Source organism: Pseudomonas sp. FEN, from assembly GCF_904067045.1.
Taxonomy (GTDB): domain Bacteria; phylum Pseudomonadota; class Gammaproteobacteria; order Pseudomonadales; family Pseudomonadaceae; genus Aquipseudomonas.
Window position 1 is genome coordinate 61,792 of record NZ_CAJFDC010000014.1, and the last position, 13,236, is coordinate 75,027.

General features: G+C 62.2%; 11 protein-coding genes. 1 reads left to right on the forward strand and 10 read right to left on the reverse strand.

What is annotated here, in order from left to right:
• Window positions 1-4: 4 nt before the first annotated feature.
• The 6 genes from PFEN_RS16755 to PFEN_RS16780 form a co-directional block, all read right to left on the reverse strand.
• Window positions 5-292, reverse strand: a complete 288-nt coding sequence (locus PFEN_RS16755; RefSeq protein ID WP_318192844.1) for a hypothetical protein — start codon at window positions 290-292, stop codon at window positions 5-7.
• 55 nt (window positions 293-347) lie between these two features.
• Window positions 348-2,513: a hypothetical protein gene (locus PFEN_RS16760; protein WP_191487941.1), complete on the reverse strand. Its 2,166-nt coding sequence runs from the start codon at window positions 2,511-2,513 to the stop codon at window positions 348-350.
• The gene (locus PFEN_RS16765; RefSeq protein ID WP_191487942.1) at window positions 2,500-3,621 is read right to left on the reverse strand and encodes a DUF3142 domain-containing protein; all 1,122 of its coding nucleotides are present in this window, start codon (window positions 3,619-3,621) and stop codon (window positions 2,500-2,502) included. Before PFEN_RS16765 ends, PFEN_RS16760 begins: the two co-directional genes overlap by 14 nt.
• 89 nt (window positions 3,622-3,710) lie before the next feature.
• Complete coding sequence (locus PFEN_RS16770; protein ID WP_191487943.1) at window positions 3,711-4,133, reverse strand: DUF6691 family protein; 423 nt, start codon at window positions 4,131-4,133, stop codon at window positions 3,711-3,713.
• A 2-nt stretch (window positions 4,134-4,135) separates the two neighbouring features.
• The gene (locus tag PFEN_RS16775) at window positions 4,136-4,570 is read right to left on the reverse strand and encodes a YeeE/YedE family protein (RefSeq protein WP_191487944.1); all 435 of its coding nucleotides are present in this window, start codon (window positions 4,568-4,570) and stop codon (window positions 4,136-4,138) included.
• Window positions 4,567-4,893 (reverse strand): ArsR/SmtB family transcription factor, encoded by a 327-nt coding sequence (locus tag PFEN_RS16780; protein WP_191487945.1) that lies wholly within the window; start codon window positions 4,891-4,893, stop codon window positions 4,567-4,569. Before PFEN_RS16780 ends, PFEN_RS16775 begins: the two co-directional genes overlap by 4 nt.
• A gap of 285 nt (window positions 4,894-5,178) precedes the next feature.
• On the opposite strand from PFEN_RS16780, the gene idi reads away from it, so the two are divergent.
• The gene (gene idi, locus PFEN_RS16785) at window positions 5,179-5,712 is read left to right on the forward strand and encodes an isopentenyl-diphosphate Delta-isomerase (RefSeq protein ID WP_191487946.1); all 534 of its coding nucleotides are present in this window, start codon (window positions 5,179-5,181) and stop codon (window positions 5,710-5,712) included.
• Window positions 5,713-5,716: 4 nt separating this feature from the next.
• Here the strand turns inward: idi and PFEN_RS16790 are convergent, their stop codons facing one another.
• The 4 genes from PFEN_RS16790 to PFEN_RS16805 form a co-directional block, all read right to left on the reverse strand.
• Entirely contained in the window at window positions 5,717-7,966 is a 2,250-nt protein-coding gene (locus PFEN_RS16790; protein WP_191487947.1) for an ATP-dependent DNA helicase, read from the reverse strand.
• Entirely contained in the window at window positions 7,963-9,612 is a 1,650-nt protein-coding gene (locus PFEN_RS16795; protein WP_191487948.1) for a VRR-NUC domain-containing protein, read from the reverse strand. Before PFEN_RS16795 ends, PFEN_RS16790 begins: the two co-directional genes overlap by 4 nt.
• 92 nt (window positions 9,613-9,704) lie before the next feature.
• Window positions 9,705-11,156, reverse strand: coding sequence for a PLP-dependent aminotransferase family protein (locus PFEN_RS16800; protein WP_191488208.1), 1,452 nt, complete (start codon window positions 11,154-11,156; stop codon window positions 9,705-9,707).
• A 27-nt stretch (window positions 11,157-11,183) separates the two neighbouring features.
• Complete coding sequence (locus PFEN_RS16805) at window positions 11,184-12,683, reverse strand: hypothetical protein (protein WP_191487949.1); 1,500 nt, start codon at window positions 12,681-12,683, stop codon at window positions 11,184-11,186.
• Window positions 12,684-13,236: the final 553 nt, after the last annotated feature.

Consider the following 13,236-nt stretch of genomic DNA (forward strand, 5'->3'; position numbering starts at 1 on the left):
TGGATCAAAGTTCCTTCAGACGCTCGACAATCTGGTTCTTCACTTTCAGTCGCCGCTCCTTCAGCGTCTTCAGCGGATCATCCGCCGCCTGGGACGACTCGGCCGCCAGCACCTCCTTGTCGAGATCACCGTAATGATCAAGCAGTTGATTGAGCCTGGGGTCCTTGCTCCTGTGTTGCGCCAGCTCCTCTTTATTCACCTTCAGGTCCGCGAGCAAATCGTGCTTGACCGGCATATCGTCACCTCTTGGTTCTATGGGCAATACATGAAGCACCAGAGCCGCCAACTTCATGAAAGGTTCAAGGCGATGTATCCCTAAGCAATAGCACGCCTTGGCCCACCTTGCCTCAACGCCGTGCTTTACGACCGCGGATCCGCAGCGCCGCCAGTGCGCCCAATACCGCCAGGACACCCACGATCAGTGCCATTTTGTACGGTCGCAAAGCCGAGCGCACGGCGTTCAGCGGTTGGGTCAGGTAGCGCTTGTTGGCCCGGTCGAAATCCGGCGCCTGGCACTGCTGGCCGAAATTCGTCGCCCAGCTCACGTAAGGGCCTTGCTCGACATAACGCCGGTAATACTGAATTTCCTCATCGCTGCCGGCGACCCAGCTCGCCGCCTTGCACAATACGGCGGCAAAGGCCTGGCTGCTGTGGGGCAACTGGTCGGCCGCCTGGTTGGCCAGGTCGGCCGCGACCCAGCGATAGTGATAGCGCCGGTCGGGCGTGGCCACAGTGGCCTGTTGTCGCTGGATCTCCGCGGTTTGCAGAAACGCTGCCGGCTGCAACGGGGGCGTCTCCAGGCTGTAGTAACCGTCCAGGGCGCGGTAATCCGGCGCCATTTCGTAGCCGAGGAGCTCCATGCCCGACTTGCGCGCCAAGGTGGCGGCGGCAAACAGCGACTCGGCGCGCCCGGTGGCGGTCCAACGGGATACGGCTTGCTGGCGATCGCGGCCATAGTCCCGCGCCTTGGCCTGCAATTCGGGGCTGTCGAAATACTTCGGTGCCTCCTCGTAGCGCCCCTCGCGTAGCAGGCGACGCGCGAGCAGTTCCCGCAACCGCGCGGCCACAGGTCGCCGCACGTAGTTCTCCTGGTCCTCTGGCTTGGCTGCCGGCGGTGCGGGCACGTGGGCATCGACATAAGTCTTCAGCTCGTTGAGCGTCAGCACCCGCTCGGCCACGGTCGCGGCATCCAGCCAATAGATTTCCTGGCTGCGGTAGAGCTGGTCGAACGCTTGCAGGTAATCACCACGGTCCAGCGCGAGGATCGCGCTTTCGCCCTCGACCCGGCAGCCGGGCTGGACGCTTTCGAAACTCCAGTCCGGCGCACGCCGCGAGCCCCAGACTTCGTCCCTGGGAAACGCCTGGGCCGCCTTGGCATAGGCGGCCGCGGCCTGGAGCTTGTCGCCGTCGCGCAGCGCCAGTTTGGCCCGAACCCACCAGGCCAGGCCGCCGTCGCCAGCGTGTTCGACAAAGGCCTTGGCCCCTGCGTAGTCAGCCTTCTGGTAACTCAGGGCGGCCAGCCGATCGGCGTTGTCCAGGCTGCCGCTGGCGCTGGCCAGGAGTACCTTGGACAGTCGCTGCTCCTCCTGCGGCTGCTCGTCGAAGGACCAGCCGACCCGGCTCAGCATATAGGCGGTCAACAGCGCCTGGACGTTTTTTTCCTTGAGCAAGGCCCCCAGTTCGTTATCTGGCAACCGCGCCAGCTCGCCGGCAACCTGCTTGAGCGAGGTGTAGCCGCTGCTGGAGCCCAACCGGCTCTGGCTGGCATACAACGCGATGGCGCTGTTCCAATCATTGTCGAACCTGGCCAGGCGAGCTTCTTCACCGAGGCTGGCAATCCCCAACTCCAGAGGGTCACTGAAATCCCCCGCGCTCAACGCCCGAGTCTGCTGGAAGGCAAGCCGTGCCTCGGTTTGCAGTTCAGCGCTGGTGAGCCGCGGCGCGGCGCTGTCGAGCGGGGTATCGACGCCCGCCTCGGCGCTCAGTGCGCTCAACGCTCGCCCCAGGGAATACGCGGCCCAGGTGCTGCGCAACTTGCGCTGTTCGGCCGGCAAGGCCAGGACCTGGCGGAAATACGCCGTCGCCCGTTGCCCGTCACCGGCCTGGAAGGCCACGGCGCCGGCGATATACAGCCGCAGCTCGGCCGGCAGATCGGCGCCCTCGGTTTCGACCTGTTGCGGGTCTTGCAGACTGCGCAGGTGGGCGACCTCGGCCCGCAGGTTTTCCGGCAGTTCGCTGGCCTCGACCTTATCGCGCTGCTCGCGATAGGGCTTGGCGTTGTCCTCGCTGTCCCAGTATGGTGTCAGGGTCGCTTCGGTCGCCGGCTTCAGGCCGGCAATGGCTTGCCCGAGACGATTGACCTCGAAAGCGAAGTTGGTTTCCGGCAGATCGGCCAGGGACTGGGCCCGATCATCCAGCAAGCGCAGGGGAAAGTCAGGACCGCAGGCCAGTGCCGATAGCGGCAGACTGAGGGACAGGCACAGCAAGTGCCGAGGCCAGTTACGGGTAGACATTCCAAGCTCCTTGATCGATTCGGGTACAGCGCGCCCAGCCGAGCGCGCGTTGGCCGCCAGCGGCGATGCGCGCGCTGGACTGGCGGGTAAAAATGAGCTGCTTCGGGGTTTGCCGCAAGGTATAGCCGTTGAGGCCGTCGACGCCATCACACTGCTCGGCGTTCAGTACCACTCGCGTGGGGAGTGGCCGGTCGAGATTGCCGAGGTTGGCCAGGCGTATGTCGTAGAGGCCATCGCGGGCCGACAGTTCAACCTGCCACTGACTCGTGAGTGCCTCTCCACGGGCCACCGCACGCAGGGTGGTCAGGCTCCAGGCACGACGATCGCCGGGTAATGGCAGACGGAACCAGATCAGGCCGGCCAGGTGCGCTGGCGGCTTGTCCCGCAGTTGTCGGGTCAGCGTCGCCAGTTGCTGCGGATCGGCCAGCAGTTCGCGGCGCTCGCCAGCACGCTTCAGCGCGACTTCGCCTTCGACCACGGGCCCGCCCTGATCGTCCGGCAACAAGGCGACGCCATAAGCCGGCAATGCCAGATAGAACGGCTTGTCGCTGATCCGCGCCCAACGCTCGGCCCAGTCCCTGGCCTGGTCGGGATAGAACAGTCCGAGTCTAGGGTTGCTCACCGCATGCACCTGCAACACGCTGCTCTCGACCGTCTGTAACAAGGCCGGCAGTTGCGGACTGTCGAGCCAGGCCGGCAAGGCCGTGATGCTCAGTTTCAATGAGGGCGGCAACAGACTGCGCAGCTTGACCAGGAAATCGGTATAGCCCGACAGGCGCGCGCTGCCGCTGTCATGGTCGATTTCCACCCCCGCAGGCATGACGCCCCCCGCCCGCCAATCCGCGAGCAGCTGTAGAATCTGCGCGCGCGCCAGCTCCGGATCCAGGGCCGGAAGCTGGCCATCGAGGCGGATCACCGCGATCACCGGACGGCCATCGGCCTTGAGCTGTTCCAGATCCACCCGCGCCCTGCTCCACCCGGCCTTGGGCTGGACCTGGAGTGCCAGCACCCGCAAGGTCGAAAAATCCACCCGGCTCTGGGCCAGGGCCTGCTCATGGGCTGGTCGCCATTGGCGTTGCCAGACGTAGAGCTGTTGGTCGAGGGCCATTGGCGGTTTCGGCTGACAGCCACTGAACAGCAAGAGCAGGACGACCGGAACAAGCCTGTGGGCAGAGAAAATCACGGGTGGGCGCTTTCTTATCGATCGGTTCGGCGGTTTTCAAGCACCGAGAACAGCAACATACCGGCCAGCATGGCCAACACAAACACGATGATCTGCCCATGCCCAGTGAGTAGAATCGCCAGCGCCGGCCCTGGGCAGATACCAGCGATGCCCCAACCGACACCAAACAGCAGGCTGCCGCCAATCAGTCTAGCGTCCAGCTCACGTTTGACGGGGAGCTGCATGGGTGACCCAAGCAAGGCTTTCTTCTGTTTGCCGGCCCAAGTGAACGGCAGGATCGCCACTGCGATAGCGCCGCCCATGACCAGCCCCAAAGAAGGATCCCAGGCCCCCGCCAAGTCAAGAAAACCCAGCACCTTGGCGGGATTCGCCATGCCGGCCAGGAGCAGGCCGAGTCCGAAGATCAGCCCGGCGAACAAAGCAGTCAATTTGGCCATGTTCAGGCTCCCAGGATATGACGAAGGACATACACAGTGGCAAATCCCGCGGCCATGAAACACAAGGTTGCCACAATGGAGCGCGGGGATAAGCGCGATATGCCGCAGACGCCATGGCCACTGGTGCAACCGGAGCCATAACGAGTGCCGACCCCCACCAGCAGACCGGCCAGCACCAAACCCAACCAACCCGTCTGGAACTCGATCACCGGCAAGGCAGCAAACAACCTCCAGGCCAAGGGCGCCAACAGAAGGCCAAAGAGAAACAACGCTTTCTCTCCACGGCCATCACTACCCCGCTGGAGTACACTGCCAAGCAATCCACTGATGCCTGTAATACGACCATTGGCAATGACAAACACGCTGGCCGCCAGCCCAATCAGCGCGCCCCCGGACAAGGCCGACCAAGGGGTAAAGTGAAGCCAGTCGATGCTCATGTCGCGTCTCCCGTACAAAATAGTTGGTAAAGGGTGTTGATCACCGCAAGTGCTGCCGGGCTGCTGATACGGTAGTAGATCTGCTTGCCGTCGCGACGCGTCTGCACCAACCCTTCCCGGCGCAGTACGGCGAGTTGCTGAGACAGCGTCGGTTGCTGGATGCCAAGGAACGCCTCCAAGTCGCTGACGTTGCGCTCTGCCTGGGACAACTGACAAAGCAGAAGCAACCGATCCGGGTTGGCGAGAGCCTTAAGCAACTGGCCAGCAGCGTCGGCATTGGCGCGCATCTGCTGGATATCGAGGGCGTCTTGGGTGAGGATCATGGCAAAGCATTCAGTTAAGATAAAAACAATATATTATTTTATATATTGAATGACAAGCGGCTCTTGTACTCAGCGCCTCCCGCCGCTCAACACACATTCACCGGTAGGGGGAGAAGCAATACTCGATTTGCCAGTTCCGCACTCCGCGACAAACGGCCAGACTCCGCGCCCCTCTCCTTGCACTTGGAAAAGCGCGGTCTAGCCTTAACGCTGTCACTCAAGAACGTCCTACGTATTCTGCTCGGCAAGTGTATTCGGTAACAAAGACACCCAGGAGTCCAAGTCGTGGAGGAAACTCTTATTCTGGTGGATGAGCACGACAACGAAACCGGCAGTGCGCAAAAGCTGTCCGTCCATCAACAAGGTTTGCGACATCGGGCGTTTTCGATCTTCATCTTCGACGCGCACGGCCGTTTGCTGCTGCAACAGCGTGCCCTTGGCAAATACCACTCACAAGGCCTCTGGACCAACACCTGTTGTGGCCATCCGCGCCTGGGCGAACAGACCCACGCCGCCGCCCAACGGCGCTTGTTCGAAGAGATGGGGCTGACCTGCCCCCTGAAACAGGTGGCTACCCTGCTCTATCGTGAACAGGTCTCGAACGAGTTGATCGAATATGAGTTCGATCATCTGTTCGTCGGTAGCAGCGACCTCCCCCCCGTCGCCAATCCCGATGAGGCCCTGGCCTGGGAATGGCTGCTGCTGTCCGACATCCCAGGGTGCATTGCCGCCGAACCGGAAAAGTACACGATCTGGTTCCGAAAGATCTTTGACCGCTACCCCCTCGCGGATTGGCGATCCTGGCAGGAAAGCGACTGAACGCTCAGGCCCGCCACCAACGCGGCAATAACTGCCGCACCTTGGCCTCGGCAAAACGATCGTCGATCAACAGCACCACGCCGCGATCCTGCTCGCCACGAATCACCCTCCCCGCTGCCTGCACGACTTTCTGCAGCCCCGGATACAGGTAGGTGTAGTCATATCCCGCGCCGAACAACGCCGCCATGCGCTGCTTGATCTGTTCATTGACCGGGTTCAGTTGCGGCAAGCCCAGGGTCGCGATGAAAGCCCCGATCAGCCGTTGCCCTGGCAAATCGATGCCCTCGCCAAAGGCCCCGCCAAGGACCGCGAAACCAATGCCCTGGCTGTGTTCGCTGAACTGTTCGAGAAAGGCCTGGCGCTGGCTTTCCTCCATGCGCCGTGATTGCTGCCAGAGCGGAATGTGCGGATGGGTCTCGGCCAACAGCTGTGCTACCTGCTGCAAATAGTCGAAGCTGCTGAAGAATGCCAGGTAGTTGCCGGGAAGCTGGGCGAACTGTTCGGCCATCAACTCGACGATGGGCGCCAACGAGACCTGGCGATGCACGTAGCGGGTGGAGATCCGGCTGATGATTCGCCAATCCAGCTGCTCGCGCTTGAACGGCGACTCGACATCGATCCACGCGGTGTCCGCCGGCAGGCCCAGCAAGTCGGCGTAGTAGTGCCGGGGGCTCAAGGTCGCGGAAAACAGCACGCTGCCACGGCACGCCGTCAGCCGCGGGCGCAGGAAAGCCGCCGGCACCACGTTGCGCAGGCACAGCTGCGAGCTCCGGCGGCGCCCGCTGTCACGCAGGCTGATGTCGAACAGGTAATGCTCGTCGAACAGTTCCCCCACCCGGGAAAACTGCAGGAGCTCGAAGTAGAAGCCCTGGAGCTCGCCGTCGACGCCTTGCGGATGTTCATTGAGGTAGTCGCCGATGGCCAACACGCATAGGCCAATGGCGTTCAGCAGCTTGGCGGGCGCCTGCGCATAGGCCTGGTAAGGCGCGACCTGTTCCTTGTAGAGGGCATTCCATTCACGGTTCAAGCGCTGGAACGACTTTTTCAAGGCTTCGGGCACGCTGCGCCGAACGCTGTCCAGGTCCTGCTGGTCGAGGCTCGCGCTGTACATCTGGCGCCCGCGTTCCACCAGATTGTGGGCTTCGTCCACCAGCGTCGCCACCCGCCACTGGTTGGCCTGGGCCAAGCCGAACAACAGCGCGCTGAAGTCAAAGTAGTAGTTGTAGTCGGCTACCACCCAATCGCTCCAGCGGGCCATTTCCTGGCTCAGGTAATAGGGGCAGATTTCATGGGCCAGGGCGATGCTGCGCAACGCCTGTTGGTTGAGCAAGGGGACGCCGACCGCTGCCTGTCGCGCCGCGGGCAGGCGATCGTAAAAGCCCCGGGCCAAGGGGCAGGACTCGCCGTGACAGGCTTTGTCCAGGTGTTCGCAGGCCTTGTCCCGGGCGACCAGTTCCAGTACCCGCAGCGGTAGCTCGGGCGAGCGCTGGTAAAGGACCTGTGCGGCGTCCAGGGCCAACTGACGACCCGGTGTCTTGGCGGTGAGGAAAAACACCTTGTCCAGTTGCTGCGGTGCCAGCGCCTTGAGCATCGGAAACAACGTGCCGAGGGTTTTGCCGATCCCGGTCGGCGCCTGGGCCATCAGGCAACGCCCGGTGCTGACCGCCTTGTACACCGTCTCGGCCAGGGCGCGTTGGCCGGGACGAAAATCTTCGTGGGGAAAGGCCAGGTCGCGGGCCGCCAGGTCACGGGCCTGGCGATGAGTGGCCTCCTGCTCGGCCCAATGCAGGAAACGTTGGCACTGTTCCTCAAAGAACGCCCGCAGATCCACGGCGCTCCAGGTTTCCCGCAGCACGGTTTCCTTTTCGCTGACGATATCGAAGTACACCAGCGCCAGGTTCACTTGCGCCAGTTGCAACTGCTGGCAGACCAGCCAGGCGTAGATCCGCGCCTGCGCCCAGTGCAGTTGCCGGTGATTGGTCGGCTGCGCGGCAAGGTCGCCACGGTAGGTCTTGATTTCTTCAAGCAGGTTTTGCCCCGGGTCGTAGCCATCCGCCCGGCCCTGGACCTTGAGGTCACGGTAATAGCCTTCCACCGGCAGTTCCGCCTGGTAACCCTCGGCACGCCGCGAAGCCACGGTGCGATGTCCGAGCATGCCCTCCTGGGCACTGGGCGACGGCGTGAAGCGCAGGTCCAGGTCACCGACCTTGGCGGTGAACTCGCACAGGGCGCGCACAGCGACGCGGTAGGTCAAGACGCCACCGGCGCCCATTGCACATAGCAGACGGTGATCGGCATCCGATGCTGTCGGCAGAACTCCAGCCAACGCAGCTGGTTGTCCTGCAAGCGGTCACCGGGACCTTTGACTTCGATCATCCGGTAGCTCCTGTCCGATGGCCGGAACTGGATCAGGTCGGGCATGCCGGCGCGATTCGCGCGGAGGTCCAGCAGCAGGCGTTCGAACCAATGCTTCAGATGCTCGGCGGGCAGGCAGTCGAGGGCCTGTTCCAGCAACTCCGGGGTCAGCACGTTCCAGAACACAAAGGGCGATTGCAGGCCCCATTTGGCGCTGAAGGTGGCGCGAATGCCGTCCTGGTAGCGACCGTCCTCCAGTTGTGCCAGGCATTCGGCGAACAGCTCGGCGCGGCGGGCGTGGAAGTCTTCGTCATGCAGGTCCGCCGGACCGCTCTGGAACGGGTGGAAAAACGCCCCCGGCAAGGGGGCGAAGATCGCCGGCCAGCAAAGCAGGCCGAACAGCGAGTTGATCAGGGTGTTTTCAACATAGTGGACCGGCGCCTGCGCCTCGTGCAGGTGCCGGGCAACCCCTTCCTCGACGGATAGCGCCGGGTCGTGGACCAGCACCAGGTCCAGCCGGGGCACCGGCACGGGCGTGGCTTTCGCCATGGCCGGCAACCCGAGCTTGCGCCGCAGACGGGGCAGGATGCGCGACAGATGCTGCTGTTCTTCGGCGCTGCGCGGTGAGTCCTGCGCCTGCAGTGCCAGGTCCATGGCCTGCTGGAACGCGCCCAGACGTTCGAGCACGCGGATCTGCCGCGAACACGCCGCCGGGTAGGCACAGCCGCTATAGATTGCCAGCGCCCCGGACCAGTCTTGCAGGCGCTCGCTCTGTTGCCCGAGCTGGAACAGCAGCTTGCTTCTGCGTCGTTCCAACCAGGGGTTGTCGGTGTCCAGTTGATTGACCTGTTCGCGAATCAGCCCGGGCTCCGCGCCGCCATCGAGGGCTTCGCGCGCGGCGTGCAGATGCAGATAAGCGTCCAGGTCGGCGCGGCTGCGCAGGCCCCGGGACGACGTGCAGAACTCGACTTTCTCATAGGTAAAGATGCCCAGGTCCGCGAGCACGAATTCGGACCAGTCCTGATACAGGTTGCCGAAAAACATCAGTCGCAAACGATCGCACAAAGGCATCACCTGCAGGCTGTAAAGCGGCTCGGGAATGCTTGGGCACCATTGGGCAAACGGTCGGCTCTCATCAAAGCGCAAGGCCAGTTCCGCCTGGAGCTCCGGTTTATTGGCCCTGGGCTGGGTGATATCAGCCTTGAAACCGCTCAACACCTCGGCCTTTTGCAGGACCGCGAACAGTTGCGCCAGGCTCAGCGGCGCGTCATCGCGCACCCAGCCCAGCGCCAGCAACGGTTGCACCGCCGGCCCGGGCTCGCCGATCTCGGCATAGCTCAGCTTGCCGGCCCGAAAGTGCTCGCCCTTGCGCATCACCATCCGCACCAGCAAGGCCCGGGAGGCCTTGGGCAAGCCGGCAAAGTCGGTAATGAAGGCCTGTTCCCGCGTATCCAGCAGATCGGCATAGCGCTCGACCAACCAGTCGAGCACTTGCTGGAAGTTGTTCAGGTAGTAGAACGGATCGTCGAGGGGCTGGCTTGTCACGGGCGAGAAGGACCACGGTTATCGAATGCTGGTTATACATACAGATAACAGGCCATCCCGCCGCTGGCAAATACAAACGGACAAAGGGCGCGTCAGTCGAGCTGTTCCAGGCGCAGGGCATCGGCCAGCACGCCAAGCGCCTGGTCCAGGTGCCGATGGGAGGTACTGCACAAACGCAGATGTTGCTGATGCAGGCCGTGCAAACTGAACAATTCGCCGGGAGCGATGACGATCTTCTGTTCCAGCAAGCGCTCGAACACCTTGCGCATGTCCACCGGTCGGGTCGCCCGCGCCCACATTGTCGCCCCGCCTTGTGGCGCCACGAAAACCAGGCTGTCGGCCAGTCGCTCGCGCAGCAGGCCGCTCATGTGCGCCATGCGCTCCTGCAGCAAGCGACGTAAAGTCACCAGGTGCTGGTCGATCCGGCCACTGCTGTAGAGCCGGGCAATGGCCTTCTGGCGGGTTGGCGACATGCGGAACGAACGCAACAGGAAATGCCGCTGCAACTCCGCCCCCAGGTGCCGGGAAAGCAGATAACCGAACGGCGCTTCGGCGCCCATGATGCGCTCGAAACTGGCGAACACCAGCAGCCGGTCAGGGTCCACCAGGTCGCGCATGCGCGGGCCACAAGGCTCGAAGGCGAACTCGCCATGGCTGTCGTTTTCCAGCAGCCAGATGCCGAAACGCTCCAGTAACCGGGCCAGGTGTTGGCGCTGCGCAACAGGCATCAGGCTGCCACGGGGCACGCTGAGCCCGGAAGACATCAGCAACAGTTTGACCGGCTGGGTCTGCAGCAAGTGCTCCAGGGCCACGAGGTCAAAGCCGCCGTCGTCCAGCAGCGGCAGCTCGACGATGTTGACCCCGCCGGCCTGCAACAGCCGCAGGATCACCCAGTCGCAAGGCGACTCCACCAACACCGTGGCGTGTTTCAGACTCAGCGCGACCATCAGGGTCTCCAGCACGCTGCGCAGGTCCGCGCCGATGTAGACATCGTCGGCATGCCAATAGCGCTGCGCCGAGGTGGTGTAGCGCACGGCCAGGGCGGTGCGCAACTCCAGCTCGCCGAAGGGCTGGAACTGCGGGGCCTGCTGGCGTGGGTACTGGCGCACCAGCTCGCGCTCGAGCAACAGCAGCGGATTGTCCAGCGACAGCAGCAACGCCGGTTCATCACTGCTCAGCACCAGCGTGCCGAGGCGCCGCGAATGCACATACAGGCGCTCCAGCACATCGGCGCTACCGCTGACGAACGACGGGCCCGAGACCGGCAGTGCGTAATAGCCCGACTTGGCGAGCGAATACACCCGCCCCTCCTTTTCCAGGAGGGAATAAGCGTACTGGATGGTCGAGATCGAAACATTCAGACGCTCGGCCAGCTGACGCAGGGACGGCAACTTGACCCGGGCATCGGTCTCGACCTCGTTGATCAGACTGACCAGATAACGATAGACCGCCTGGTAGGCAAAGTCCGAGTGTTTGCGCCCCTTGTCAGCAGATCCTTGAGTCGTGTCCTGGGGCGCGGACGGATCCGCACCCGGCTTGGGAATATCTGAAACTATCAATACCAATCCCTTTTAACGTCCCGACAAGACTTCTTTGAATACTTCACCGTTGTCGGGATTGACGATGTCGATGCGGTGCTTGTCCGGGTCGCTGGCACGGACCCGGGCAATCAGCGAACTGACGCCGGAAAAGTCCACCTGGGCCTTGGTGTAGAGATCCCCCAGCAACGTCGGGGTCAGGCCGCTGACTTCGCTCAGCCATTGCCAGATCTGCTCGGGTACGACCTGCCCCGACAGGGCCTTGTGCAAGTCCGGCAAGGCCACGAGCATGCCGGGGTGGCAACTGCGCAAGAACGCCTCAAGCCCGTTGCCACGGTTGACAAAGGGCGCGAACAGCAAGCAGGTCAGTTGGGCTTCGCTCAGGCCAAAGGCCTCTTGTGCGTAGGCACTGGCCAGCGCCCGTCGATCAAGGATCTTCTCGCCACTGCCATAGGCGGCCATGGCCTGCTCCACCAGCCGCGCGGGCATGTGCTTGCGGCGCATCATGGTTTCGGCCAGTTGCAGGTACTCGCCGATGCCGGCCTCGTAGCTCAAGCCCCTGACGTACTGTGCCTGCAAACCACGCATATGGGCCATCAGCAGCGGATTGGCACAATCGGACTCGCTGAAATGGAAGGCCAGGTCGTCGAACTGGAAGCCGAGAAACTCCGTCAGCAGCGGCCAGCGCTCCTCGAGATCTCGACCGATCAAGTCATGGACGCTTACCAGCATCGGAGCCGAGGCCCGGCTGGAGCGACTGATAGCCGGGCCTTCGGGCGCCACCAGGGCCTCGCCATACAGCTCGCGGTAGTAATCCAGGCTCAGCTCGTGACAGGCTTTCACCGCTTCGTCGAACTCCAGCGCCCGTCCACCGCACCAGGTTCGCTCCGGCTTCTCGGTGGCGCGCAGCAGCCAGGTCATGTACTGCTTCTGCTCGTGGGGCGGATCGCCGCTGACCAAGGCATCGACACCTTTGTCCCAGGCACTGGAGCGCTCGTAGAAGTCGGCCATGGACAGATAGCAGTCGTTGCAGAAGGTCGCTCGGCCATCGCCCGCCGTGAGGTGGCCGCTCATGAGCAGGTTGCGGCGGTTGAGATCGCGATTGAGTTCGGACATCGGCAGGCGATGATTGAAGGGCCGGACATGCTTGTTGTCCACCATCAATAGCTCGACCCGGGGGTCGTCATAGATGAACAAGGTACTGTAGCCACGATGGATATTGTGCATCACCGCGGCGGTCACACCGGCATGCCGCAACGTGGCGACACGCAGTTTGAACGTGGCCGGCGAACGCCCGGCGATACTCAGTTGCGCCGCCCGAAGGAATGCCAGTGTATAACTGCTGTCCTTGCCGCCACCATGGGCCACCATGACTTTGAATTCACCAATCCGCTCGATACCGCCCGCCGCTACGATCAGACGTTGAATCAACAACTGCAGGGCAATACGTTCGGCGCGGGTGAAATAACTCATCAGACGCTGTAGCACCTGCTGATAAACATAATTCATTGCCTGTTCATGAATGGAGCTCATAGCCTTTATACACCTGGTTTGAGTTCAGTGTCGGGCAAACAGTGCTCGTCATTAACGGCAATTGCCGGGTTCGGGCGGAAGATCACCGGCCCGATATAACCCTGCATGCGGACAGGCAACACCCAAAGTATTGCACAGGTCTGGAACACCCACAGCAAGAGCTTTCGAGCATGACCGACGTCACTGATTGCCAGTTAGCGTTGGGAGTCTGCGTACCAATAAAATATCTTAGGAAGATTCTTACAGCGACCTACAATCAATAACTACCTGCAAGAGATTAATGACATAAGGGGGCGCTCTTCGCCCGACTCCCTGAAGGCAAGATATTCCAGGCATCGTATCCAGGCCGGCCGGACCTGAAACTTGGCAAAACAACCAGACTCCGGTGGTGCGGATAATATTGAACCATAACTCATTCCTTGAGCTGTAAGTGACGCTTCAATTATCAGCACTTACCCGGCGATTAACAGATACAGAATCTGGCGAAAAACCGGTTCAGTTGATCATGTTATTTGCGATGGCGAAGACACGAGAAAGTTGTTAGGAGATATTT

What these genes read in the sequence shown, in the direction of transcription:
- PFEN_RS16805 (WP_191487949.1), bottom strand. Translation starts at nt 12,683, where the DNA reads ATGAGCTCCATTCATGAACAGGCAATGAATTATGTTTATCAGCAGGTG.
- PFEN_RS16755 (WP_318192844.1), bottom strand. Translation starts at nt 292, where the DNA reads ATGAAGTTGGCGGCTCTGGTGCTTCATGTATTGCCCATAGAACCAAGA.
- PFEN_RS16765 (WP_191487942.1), bottom strand. Translation starts at nt 3,621, where the DNA reads ATGGCCCTCGACCAACAGCTCTACGTCTGGCAACGCCAATGGCGACCA.
- PFEN_RS16770 (WP_191487943.1), bottom strand. Translation starts at nt 4,133, where the DNA reads ATGGCCAAATTGACTGCTTTGTTCGCCGGGCTGATCTTCGGACTCGGC.
- PFEN_RS16775 (WP_191487944.1), bottom strand. Translation starts at nt 4,570, where the DNA reads ATGAGCATCGACTGGCTTCACTTTACCCCTTGGTCGGCCTTGTCCGGG.
- PFEN_RS16760 (WP_191487941.1), bottom strand. Translation starts at nt 2,513, where the DNA reads ATGTCTACCCGTAACTGGCCTCGGCACTTGCTGTGCCTGTCCCTCAGT.
- PFEN_RS16780 (WP_191487945.1), bottom strand. Translation starts at nt 4,893, where the DNA reads ATGATCCTCACCCAAGACGCCCTCGATATCCAGCAGATGCGCGCCAAT.